Annotated in this window: 10 protein-coding genes and 1 pseudogene; 6 read left to right on the top strand and 5 right to left on the bottom strand. The window is 69.1% G+C overall.

Annotated features, from left to right (window positions below; genetic code table 11):
• Window positions 1-1,355 (bottom strand): HD domain-containing phosphohydrolase (locus tag ACFTZB_RS37420; RefSeq protein WP_378439699.1); only part of this gene is annotated, 1,355 nt, incomplete at its 3' end.
• Between the two features lie 124 nt (window positions 1,356-1,479).
• Between ACFTZB_RS37420 and ACFTZB_RS37415 the strand changes: the two genes are divergently transcribed.
• The 3 genes from ACFTZB_RS37415 to ACFTZB_RS37405 are packed head-to-tail and all read left to right on the top strand — an operon-like array spanning window position 1,480 to window position 3,451.
• Complete coding sequence (locus ACFTZB_RS37415) at window positions 1,480-2,565, top strand: dihydrodipicolinate reductase (RefSeq protein WP_378439697.1); 1,086 nt, start codon at window positions 1,480-1,482, stop codon at window positions 2,563-2,565.
• A gap of 56 nt (window positions 2,566-2,621) precedes the next feature.
• Entirely contained in the window at window positions 2,622-2,978 is a 357-nt protein-coding gene (locus ACFTZB_RS37410; RefSeq protein ID WP_378439695.1) for an ArsR/SmtB family transcription factor, read from the top strand.
• A complete protein-coding gene (locus tag ACFTZB_RS37405; protein ID WP_378439693.1) occupies window positions 2,975-3,451 on the top strand; it encodes an SRPBCC family protein in 477 nt (158 codons plus the stop codon). The genes ACFTZB_RS37410 and ACFTZB_RS37405 overlap by 4 nt, the downstream gene beginning before the upstream one ends.
• Before the next feature lie 25 nt (window positions 3,452-3,476).
• On the opposite strand, the gene ACFTZB_RS37400 is transcribed toward ACFTZB_RS37405, so the two are convergent.
• Genes ACFTZB_RS37400 through ACFTZB_RS37385 form a run of 4 tightly spaced genes read right to left on the bottom strand, consistent with a single transcriptional unit; the run spans window position 3,477 to window position 8,497 of the window.
• On the bottom strand, window positions 3,477-5,462 hold the full coding sequence (locus tag ACFTZB_RS37400; RefSeq protein WP_378439691.1) for a 5-oxoprolinase/urea amidolyase family protein: 1,986 nt from the start codon (window positions 5,460-5,462) through the stop codon (window positions 3,477-3,479).
• A complete protein-coding gene (locus ACFTZB_RS37395) occupies window positions 5,459-6,115 on the bottom strand; it encodes an urea amidolyase associated protein UAAP2 (protein ID WP_378439688.1) in 657 nt (218 codons plus the stop codon). The genes ACFTZB_RS37400 and ACFTZB_RS37395 overlap by 4 nt, the downstream gene beginning before the upstream one ends.
• Window positions 6,112-6,957 carry an urea amidolyase associated protein UAAP1 gene (locus ACFTZB_RS37390; protein ID WP_378439686.1) on the bottom strand — a complete coding sequence of 282 codons (846 nt, stop codon included), beginning with the start codon at window positions 6,955-6,957 and terminating at the stop codon, window positions 6,112-6,114. The genes ACFTZB_RS37395 and ACFTZB_RS37390 overlap by 4 nt, the downstream gene beginning before the upstream one ends.
• A gap of 1 nt (window position 6,958) precedes the next feature.
• Window positions 6,959-8,497, bottom strand: a complete 1,539-nt coding sequence (locus ACFTZB_RS37385) for an amino acid permease (RefSeq protein ID WP_378439701.1) — start codon at window positions 8,495-8,497, stop codon at window positions 6,959-6,961.
• A gap of 220 nt (window positions 8,498-8,717) precedes the next feature.
• On the opposite strand from ACFTZB_RS37385, the gene ACFTZB_RS37380 reads away from it, so the two are divergent.
• From ACFTZB_RS37380 to ACFTZB_RS37370, 3 genes and pseudogenes are all read left to right on the top strand, one after another.
• Window positions 8,718-9,431, top strand: a complete 714-nt coding sequence (locus tag ACFTZB_RS37380) for a TetR/AcrR family transcriptional regulator (RefSeq protein ID WP_378439684.1) — start codon at window positions 8,718-8,720, stop codon at window positions 9,429-9,431.
• Window positions 9,432-9,491: 60 nt separating this feature from the next.
• Window positions 9,492-9,821, top strand: a complete 330-nt coding sequence (locus ACFTZB_RS37375) for a type VII secretion target (protein WP_378439681.1) — start codon at window positions 9,492-9,494, stop codon at window positions 9,819-9,821.
• A pseudogene (locus ACFTZB_RS37370) lies at window positions 9,818-10,581 on the top strand (hypothetical protein); the annotation flags it as partial. The gene ACFTZB_RS37375 and the pseudogene ACFTZB_RS37370, both read left to right, overlap by 4 nt.

Here is a 10,581-nt window from a genome sequence, read left to right as displayed (position 1 = left end):
CTCGACCGCCGCGGTCGGGCCGCCGCCCGCCCGGCGGCCCCCGACTCGGCGTCGAGGCGCCCGGCACGCGCGTCCCCGCGCAGCCGATCGGCGGCGCCCCGCGCATCGAGCGCCGGCCGGTGGGGACGCGGCTCGAGCAGACCCTGGTACGCCTCCGCCGCGGCGAGCAGCCGGTCCTTCGGAGTCAATTCCGCGCCGGCGATCCCCCGGGGAAAGCCGGACCCGTCGATCCGTTCCCGGTGCTTCATCGCGACGGACACCACCGACTCCAAGCCGTTCACTCGCCTCAGGATCCGGCCGGTCAGATCCGGATACATCCGTACCCGTTCCCATTCAGCCGTCGTCAGCGGCCCCTTCTTCTCCCAGATCTGGTTGGACACTCCCATTTTGCCGAGGCTGTGCACGAGGCCGGCACGGTAGAGCAGGCCGACGTCCGGTGGTGACATGCCCCGGTGGCGGGCCGCCCCACCAACCAGATTCGCGACGCCACGCGAATGCCCCAGCGTGTACGGGGATTTGAGGTCGACGAAATCAGCCATGGCCCTGAGCAACTCGTCGCTCTCCTCGGCCGTCAGGGTTCGGTCACGATCCGGTGCTGCGGTCAACGCCGCAACCCAGACGTCCGTGTCGAACAACCCGTCCACGATTGCCGCCGCGTCATGTTCGAACACGTCCACCACGGCCGGGCTGAACTGACTGCCGCGCCGGGAACGGAGAACGTCCTTCGCGTGCCCCAGCCCACCCGTCCGCAGGTGCACCTCGACGACGTCTGCCACGTGAGCGATGTGGATCTCGACCGGGATGCCCTCTCCGCGACACCCGTTGGGCAGCCCTCGACCGTCCCAGCGCTCGAAGACGTAGGCCAGCGCCTTTCCGACCTGCCCGTCCAAGCCCATCCGGTCGGACAGAACCCCGGCGGAACTGCAATGCGAATGGATCAGCGTGGCGACCTGGCTGCGAGCCGCGACCAGAAATCCGGCGGCGCTGATTCCACGCTCCCAGCCGGGTAACCCGCGCCCCACGTGACTCGTCATCAGTCGAAGAAACGGCAGACCGGTCATGTCCACCGCGTAGGTGTCGGCTCGGAAAGCGATGTCGTCGCCGACGAGTGCCGAGAGTTCGTGGGAGTCGGCGTGACAACCGATCCATCCGATCAGGTTGGCGTAGTACACGGTCGCCCGCTGCCGGGGGTCGAGTTCCATCCGCTCGGCGATCCGTATCGCGATCAGGGACGATCGAAGCATGTGCTCCATCGGCTGACCCAGACCGAGGTCGATCGCCAGCGATACCGCGGCCAGCAGTTCGGCTCTGCTCAATCCCTTGTCCGAGCCGGGCAGCGTCCCGTGCGGGTGCATCTACCCATTGTCCACCTGCATACGGTCCACCTGAATACGGTCCACCTGAACACGGTCCACGAGCGGGCCGGCGTTGCCCGATTCGGGGTATGCCCGTCGCGCACACTGGGTAGGGTCCGATTTCATGGCCGACCAGGGGAAGATCCGGACCGTGGTGTGGGGAACCGGGAACGTGGGGCGGGCGGCGATCCGCGCCGTCGACGCCCACCCCGGACTCGAACTGTCGGCGGTGCTCGTGGCGAACCCGGAGAAGGTCGGACGCGACGCCGGCGACCTCGCGCGCCTCGGCCGCTCGCTCGGGGTGGCGGCAACCGACGATGCCGGCGCCGTGCTCGCGAACTCTCCCGGCGCCGTCGTCTACGCCGCGTCGGGTGACATCCGCCCGGACGATGCCGCGGCCGACATCACCCGCGCGTTGAATGCCGGGGCGGTCGTCGTGACCCCGTCGATCTATGCGCTCTACGACCACCGCACTGCGCCGGCCGAATTGCGCGACCCGATCGAGGCGGCCGCGAAGTCCGGCGGCGGCGCGCTGTTCGTGTCGGGCGTGGATCCGGGATGGGGCAACGACATCCTGCCGGTCCTGATGACGGGCCTGGCGGGCACGATCGATCGGATCCGCTGCCAGGAGATCTTCGACTACACCACGTACGACCAACACGATTCGGTGCGGTACCTCGTCGGCATGGGCCAGCCGATGGACTACGAACCGCCAATGGTCGCGGCGACGGTGCCGACGATGGTGTGGGGCGGGCAGATCCGGCTGATCGCCCGCGCTCTCGGGGTGGAACTCGACGAGATCCGGGAGACGCTGCTCCGCCGGCCGCTCGAGGAGACGATCATGACCGAGCTCATGGGCGAGTTCGAGGCGGGCACCCAGGGGGCACTGCGTTTCGAGGTCCAGGGCATCGTGGGCGGCGAACCCCGCATCGTCATCGAGCACGTGACGCGGATCCACCCGTCGAGCGCCCCGGACTGGCCAGTGCCACCGGACGGCGGGGACGGCGCCCACAAGGTGATCATCGAGGGCCGCCCACGGATCGAGGTCACTGTGGAGGCCACCGACGAGGGCGGCAATCGGGCGGCCGGTGGCAATGCCACCGCGGTGGGGCGCCTGGTCAACGCGATTCCGTGGCTGCGGACGGCCGCGCCGGGGCTCTACGACGCCCTGGACGTCCCGCTCGTTCCCGGTCACGGCAAACTCGGCTGACCCACCCCGACAGTGAGCCCTTGCGCTAACTGTCGTCGCGGTGAATACTTTGCCTTGTGGCTCAGTATCCGGAGCAGCTGAACGGCATCTTCCAGGCGCTCGCCGACCCCACCCGGCGGGCGGTGCTCGGCCGCCTGAGCCGCGGCCCGGCCACGGTCGGCGAACTCGCGAAACCGTTCGACATGGCCCTGCCCTCCTTCATGAAGCACATCCACTTCCTGGAGAACAGCGGGTGGATCCGGACACGCAAGGAAGGCCGGGTACGGACGTGCACGATCGAGAAGGCGCCGTTCACGGCAGTCGAATCGTGGCTCGCGGAGCAACAGGAACTCTGGGAGGGCCGCACCGACAGGCTCGAACAATTCGTCACCGAACACACAGTCACCACTCACGCGAAGGACACCCCGCAATGACCGACACAGCGAGACCCGATCTCGACCTCACGATTTCGCGCATCATCCGGGCGCCCCGGGCCGTCGTGTGGCGCGCCTGGACCGACCCCGCCAGCTTCGAACAATGGTGGGTCCCCGCGCCCTCCCGGTGCCGGGTCGTCGACATGGAACTGCGCCCGGGCGGCGCGCTCACCACCCAGATCAGCGAGGACGGAGGCGAATTCGTGCCCCACCTGAGCGGCTGCTTCCTCGCCGTCGACGAACTCGAACGCATCGTGTTCACCAACTCCCTCGTCGGTGGCTGGCGACCCGCCGAACAGCCGTTCATGACCGCGATCATCACGTTGACCGACCATCCGACGGGCACCGAATACGTCGCCCACGTGATGCACAAGAACAACTCCGACCGGAACACCCACGAAGAAATGGGCTTCTACGACGGCTGGGGCACCGTCACGGAGCAACTCGCCGAACTCGCCGAACGACAGGTGTAACCGAGGAGGCCGGACCAGCGCAGGTTCAGTCCACCGTCGCGAATTCCCCTGCCGCGGACCATCGCTGCCGCTCGGCGGCGAACGCGACGGCCTGTTCGGCTCGGAATCCGCCGATCGATTCGGCATTGGCCGCGAGGAATTGCTGGTGCTCGGCGAGCGAGAACGTGCCCTCCGTGATCTCGATTCCGCCGCCGCGGCCGGCGGCGACGTCGGATCGCAGGTCCATCAGCTCGTCCGGTTCCACGGGGTACCAGGAGATCCGGTCGAAGAAGCGCAGCAGCCAGGGGGTGCCGTCCTCGAACGGTCCGGACTTCTCGGGGTGCCGATGGTTCCACACCTGGGTGGTGCGGCCGACGAACTGGTAGCCGCCGGGGCCCTCCATCCCGTAGATGCAGAGGTATGCCCCACCGATGCCGACCGCGTTCTCCGGCGTCCACGTGCGGGCGGGGTTGTACTTCGTGGTGACCAGCCGATGCCGCGGGTCCAGGGGTGTCGCGACGGGCGCGCCGAGGTAGACGTCGCCGAGTCCGAGCACCATGTACTCCGCCCCGAAGACGGTGTCGAAGACGTCGTCGACGCTGCCGAGGCCGTTCATGCGGCGGATGAATTCGATGTTCCACGGGCACCACGGCGCGTCGGCGCGGACACCGTGCATGTACCGCTGGATCGCCTCCCGCGTCGAGGGGTCGTCCCACGACAGCGGCATCCGCACGGACCGACTCGGCACCACGAGTTCGTTCGCCGCGGGCAGCGCGCCCTCCGCCTCGGCGAGCAGCCCCATCAACTTCGGGATCGGCAGCACGTCGGGGTCGACCCGCACCTGCAACGACCGGATGCCGGGTGTCAGGTCGAGAAGCCCGGCCGGTTTCGCGACCTCGAGGCGCTGATGCAGCGCGTGTGCGCGGGCCCGCAAGGCGAGGTCGAGGCTCATGTCGCCGTACTCGACCAGCACGTTGTCGTCGCCGGACCGCCGGTACGTCACGGCGGTCTCGCCGTCGCGCCGGGCGATCACACCGTCGTCCCGGTCACCGGTGGTGGAGAAGACCGTCGAGAACGCCGCCCGCCGCGCAGGCCCCAGCGCACGCGTGGACGCGGCCCGGTCGGCCCGGATCGGCACGAAGCGCACCGTGTCGCCGGGCGCCAGTTGTCCGAGTTTCCAGCGTTCCGCGGCGACGACCGTGACGGGGCACACGAACCCGCCGAGGCTCGGCCCGTCCGGGCCCAGGAGGATCGGGGTGTCTCCCGTGAAGTCCAGTGCGCCGACCGAATACGCGTTGTCGTGGATGTTGGACGGGTGCAGTCCCGCCTCGCCGCCGTCGGTGCGAGCCCAGTCGGGTTTGGGCCCGATCAACCGCACCCCGGTGCGGTCCGAGTTGAAATGCACCTCGTAGTCGGTCCGGTACAGCGTGTCGATGTCGGCGCGGGTGAAGAATTCGGGTGCGCCGTGCGGGCCCTCGGTGACCGCGATCTCCCAGCGACGGCACAGGGCGGGGACGTGTTCTGCGGGAACGGCGGCCGTGCGGGTGCCGTCGTGCTCACCGACCGCGAGCACATCGCCTTGGCGCAGCGTGCGGCCCTGATGACCGCCGAACTTGCCCAGTGTGAACGTCGAGGCGCTGCCGAGGAAGTTCTCGACGTCGAGCCCGCCCTGGACGAGGAGGTAGATGCGCAAGCCGGGCCCGGCGACCGCGCCGACGTCCAGGGTCCCGCCCGCCGGAACCCGGACCGGACGCCACTGCGCGTGCAGCACACCGTCGACCGTGACCGGGGCGGGCGCACCGGTCACGCAGACCACCGTCTCCTCGTCGAACTGCAACGCTGGGCCGGACATGGCGCATTCGATTCCGGCGGCGCCCTCGTCGTTGCCGAGCGCGGTGTTCCCGAGCCGGAACGACAGGTCGTCCATAGGCCCTGACGGCGGTACCCCGACGTGCCAGTACCCGGTCCGGCCCGGGAAGTCCTGCACCGTGGTGAGCATCCCGGGCCGCTGAACCGTGATCTTGGCGCTCATGCGGGAGCTCCCGCCGGCCGGGTCACGATCATCCGCACCGGCGTCGGATCGAAACCGTTGCAGGGGTTGTTGATCTGCGGGCAATTGGACACCAGTACCAGAACGTCGCGGTCCGCGCGGAGCGCGAGCCGGCGGCCGGGTGCGGACAGGCCGTCGACGATGCCGAGTGTGCCGTCGGCGTCGACGGGCACGTTCATGAAGAAGTTGATGTTCGACACCAGATCCCGCTTGCCGATCCCCCACCGCGCCCCTTCCGCGAGGAAGTTCTCGACGCAGGCGTGCTGATGCTTGGTGTGGTGGCCGTACCGCAGGGTGTTCGACTCCTGGGAGCAGGCTCCGCCCACCGTGTCGTGCGAGCCGACCTCGTCGGCGACGAGTGTCATCAGCGCGTCGTGATCGTCGGTGCGGAGCACACTTCCCGTGGTCAGGAACAGATTTCGCTGCGCCGACACCGTCGCGGCGGCCGAGTAGCACTGCCGGTGGTCGTCGGCCGCGTAGATCAGGGTGTCGACGGCCTGGTTGCCGCACAGATCCACGATGGTCAGGACGTCGCCGCCCGCGACGACGGCGGACCAGGGTCCGCGGGCGCCGACCTCCTCGTCCAGGATCACCGTTCCCGGTACCAGTGGCGCGGTCTCGATGTTGGTGGTCATGCCTGCTCCCGTCCCTGGCGCTGCGCGGCAGCCCAGACGTCTTCGGTGTTGAGGAAGGCGCGCCGGTACTCCGGGTCGGCGTCGACGGGCTCGGCCACGTCGGCGCCGGTCCAGGCGAGCACTTCGAGCGCGGTCGTGTCGTACGTCGGCGACGGATCCAGAGGGTGCGCCGTGTTGGCGATCAGGACGATCACCGGGAGGTGGATCACGAGTTCGACGGCGGTGTCCGCGCCGGCGGATCCGATGCTGCTCAGCGATCCGTCCGCACCCACCCGCACCCCGTGGAAGAACGACAGCGACGCCGGGAGGTCGCGACGTTCGAGTCCGTGCTTCGCGGCGGCCACCGTGAAGAGTTCACGGCCGGCCGGAGACTCCGAATGCAGGCTGCCGTCACCGTATTTCGCGGTGTTCGTGGCGAGCGACGTGGTGCCGCAGAGGGCGTCGTGCCGCCCCGACCCGTCCGAGACGACGGTCGCGAGCACGCGCCCCTGATCGGACAGCAGTGGATGCCCGGTCCCCGTGTACGCCTGCCAGGGCACCTTCACCGTGTCGGCGACGTTGAGCCGCTCCCACGGCGCGTCCGCCCGGTACAGCAGCAGGTGGGCGCAGGCCCGGCCGTCGACGTCCCGCAGTCGCAGTCGCGTTCCCCGGGCGAGCACCTTCGTGGTGTACCGGCCGCCGGGGACGGTCTCCGCCCACGTCAGCAGCGCCGGATCGACGTCGGAAGGAGGGGTGGGCCAGGACGACGCGGGGACCACCGGCATCGAGTCGGTGACCACTCCCGACTGGGCGCGCGCGTGTTCCCTCGCCGCGCTGGTGGTCGAGGTGTCCACTGAGGTCATGTCAGGCTCCGATCGTGACGGGGTTGGGTGTGGTGCGGCCACGGGGGAAGCACGCGATTCCGAGCGCGACCACGGCGGCGACGGTGACGGGGGCGGCCCACCGCAGGAGGGGGTAGTCGCCGCTGGGGTCGAAGATCTCGGCGCGCGGCCAGGACAGGTTGACGACCATCAGCGCGCCGTAGCCGACGGCCAGGATGTTGACGGGAAGCCCGAACCGTCCGAGCGAGAACAACGTCCGCCCGTCCACGTCGACCTGCGGTCCGCCGTGCGGCCAGCCCTTCAGCCTGCGCAGCAGCAGCGGCACGGTGACCATCAGGTAGGCGAGGTAGATCAGGATGATGCAGACGCTCGACAGGGTCGCGAAGATCGCGGAGTTCCCGACGTTGACGGCGAGGATGCCGACGCAGACCAGGCCGATCAGGACGGACGGCGCCACGGGTGTTCCCGTGCGGGTGTTCACGTTCGACAGAATCCGCGAGGCGGGCAGGCGCCCGTCGCGGGCCATCGAGAACACCAGCCGCGATGCCGCCGTCTGGATGGCGAGGGTGCACACGAACACGGCGATCGCGACGTCGACGAGCAGGAGCGTGCCCCACGGCGAGCCGAGGATCGACGACAGCACGTACGGCAGACCTTCCGCGGCGAGGCGCCCGTCCGTGAGGCTGGGCGCGGCCATCAGTGCACCGATGATCATCAGCCCGCCGCCGAGCGCCGACACGGACAGCGCGAGGCGGATCGTGCGCGGCGCCACCCGGCGCGGATTCCGTGTCTCCTCGGCGAGCTCGCCCGCGGAGCCGAATCCCACCATCACGTACGCCGCCATCAGCCCGGACACGATCCACGCCCAGCCGTAACCGGGCGACGCTCCCGCCGTGCCGGCGTCGAACACGACGTCCGGTCCGCGCTGGGCGTGCGTGAGGAACATGCCGATCACCGCGATGACGCCGATGATCTCGCAGGTGACCCCGATGTTGTTGATCCGGGACATCCAGTTGACGCCGATGCAGTTGATGAACGTCGTCAGCACGAGGAGGACGGAGCCCAGCAGCACCGCGTTCGACGCACCGCTCGCGGACGTCAATGTGCTGTCGTCGCCGATGATCTGGAACCCGCTCCACACATTGGGGAGGACGACCTGCAGGGCGATGGCCGCGGCGGACGCCGTCACCATCTGCGCGAGGATCATGAACCAGCCGGCGAACCAGCCGACGATCTCACCGGCCATCCGGCGCGACCACTGGTAGATCGCCCCGGAGATGGGGTACCGGGCGGCCAGTTCGGCGAAGTTGAGCGCCACCATGAACTGGCCGGCGAACACCACCGGCCACGTCCAGAAGAAGGCCGGCCCGGCGAAGCCGAATCCGAGGCCGAACAGCTGGAAGATAGTGGTGAGGATGGAGACGAACGAGAAGCCGGCGGCGAACGACGCGAATTTACCCAGCGAGCGGTGAAGCTGCTGCTCGTAGCCGAATTCGCCGAGGTCGCCCGTGTCGTCGACGCCGGCCGGACGGGGAGGTGCGGGAGCCGGCGCGGACAGCACGTGCGCAGTCCTTGTGGGTGTACTCAAGGGCGTACTCCTTCGGCGAGAGCAATATCTGTCGCTCGATAGTTTTCTCGCGGAGAGGCCTCGATGGGTGACGCCCGCGTATCCAGATCACGGTCCGCCGTAACAGCATCGTTGCCGACGTTTCGGCCGCGTGACGAAACCCTCACGGAGGATGGTCGGGGTCGGGTCCGACAGGACCTGACATCATGGAGCGGTGACCACAGGGCCGGGACGACCCCGACTGACCAGTCAGCGCAGACCAGGGCAGACCACTCCCGAGGAGATCCTCGACGCCGCCGGAGAGTTGTTCACCACCAAGGGTTTCGCCGCCACCTCGACCCGGCGGATCGCGGAGATGGTCGGCATCCGGCAGGCGTCGCTCTACCACCACTTTCCCAACAAGGAGGAGATCCTGGCGGCGCTGCTCGAGGAAACGGTCTCCCCCGCGCTCGCCGCCGCCGAGCGGCTCACCGGCGCCGACGCCGATGCCGCCGCCACGGTGCGCCTACATGCGCTGGCCACCTACGACGTCACGCAACTGACGGCCACCAGATGGAATCTCGGTGCGCTGTACCTTCTCCCGGAACTGCTGACCGATCGGTTCGAGCCGTTCCGCACCCAGCGCACCCTGCTGCGCGGGCACTATCGGCAGCTGGCGGACCGGGCGCTCACGGAAATCACCGGCGTCTCCGGCAGCACCTTCCCCGCCATGGCCGACCTGCCGTTCCGAATCGTCGAGAGCGCCATCGCAACCCGCGCCGACATCGAACGCGGACTGCTCCCCGGGCCCGAGAACGAGGGCGCTGCCGGACTCCTCGCCGACACCTGCCTCCGCGCACTCGGATGGACGGAACCGCTGGACGACATCCGGGCGAAGTCGCGCGCACTGCTCGCCGAGACCGAGGGCGGAACATCCGTTCACCTCTAGCCGTGCATGTCGTCCCCGTGCGATAAAGTCTGGCGAACGCTTAGTCACTGGGGGGTTATCTTGAGCGAAGTCTTCGTCGTCACGGACGGCATCAGGAAATACGGCGCCACCGCTGCGCAGGCCGCCGAACAGATCACCAGCGCCGCCGCACTCGATCTCGGCGCGAATCTCGCGGCGCTCGCGCCCGTGTTCGGCCCGATCGGAGCCGACTTTCTCGCGTCATTCGCTGCCGCGCAGGCAAGTCACGCCGCATCGGTCGCCGAACTCGCAACGCACTACGCGCAGACCGCGATCGCGGCCCATGCCACCGCCCAGTCCTACGATTCCGTCGACGGCGCCAACGGCGCCGCGCTCGGCGCTGTCGGCGACACGCTCGGGGGCCTCGCATGACGTCCCCCGAATCCGCCGGTCAGCCCGCCGAACCCGGATCGATTCTCGACCTGATCCAGGGCTCACCGGTCGGTGACGCCCTCGCCACACCGCTGCCGAGCACCCCGCTCGAGGCCGTGCAGAATTCCCCGCTCGGCCCGTTGCTGGATGCGCCGCTCGGTGAGCTGCCACCGTTGCCGGCCCTGCCGTCGTTGCCGCCCCTGCCGCCGAACCCGGTCGAGGCTCTGCTGCAGGGGCATGCTCTGCCCGCACTGCCGGGTGTGGACGAATTGTTCAAGCCGCTCACCGATCTCGCCGGGAGTTTCGGCACCGGCACGTTCGGCGCATTCGACCCCACGTCCGTCCTCGACATGTCCTCGGGCCTGATCGACCAGGCGATGTCGATGAGCCTGTCGGGCCTGAAGGTCCTCGACCAGATCTGGCAGAGTCAGGCGGCGCAGGCAGCGCAGTCCCAGGGTGTGCAGGCCCAGGCGAGCGGTACCGAACTGAGCGAACGCGGAACGGAGATCGCGACCACCACCCAGACCGCCGCCGCGTCCGTGGCCCGGGGCAACGCGAACCTGATGACGATCTCGGAGTCGTTCGCGGCCACCGCGGTCGCCGCCGCGCCGATGGTACTGACGCCGCCCGGGCAGGCGATGCTTCTCGCGTCCGCGGCCGAGCACCTCAAGGCGGCCATCGGGGTCGTGACCCAGACTCGCACCGAACTGAACGAGCAGACCCTGACGATGAACGGTCTGGCCGCGCCCGTTCCGGTTCC

This window comes from Rhodococcus sp. NPDC057014 (assembly GCF_042673295.1).
Lineage (GTDB): Bacteria > Actinomycetota > Actinomycetes > Mycobacteriales > Mycobacteriaceae > Rhodococcus_F.
This window is presented reverse-complemented; position numbering and strand designations above follow the sequence as displayed.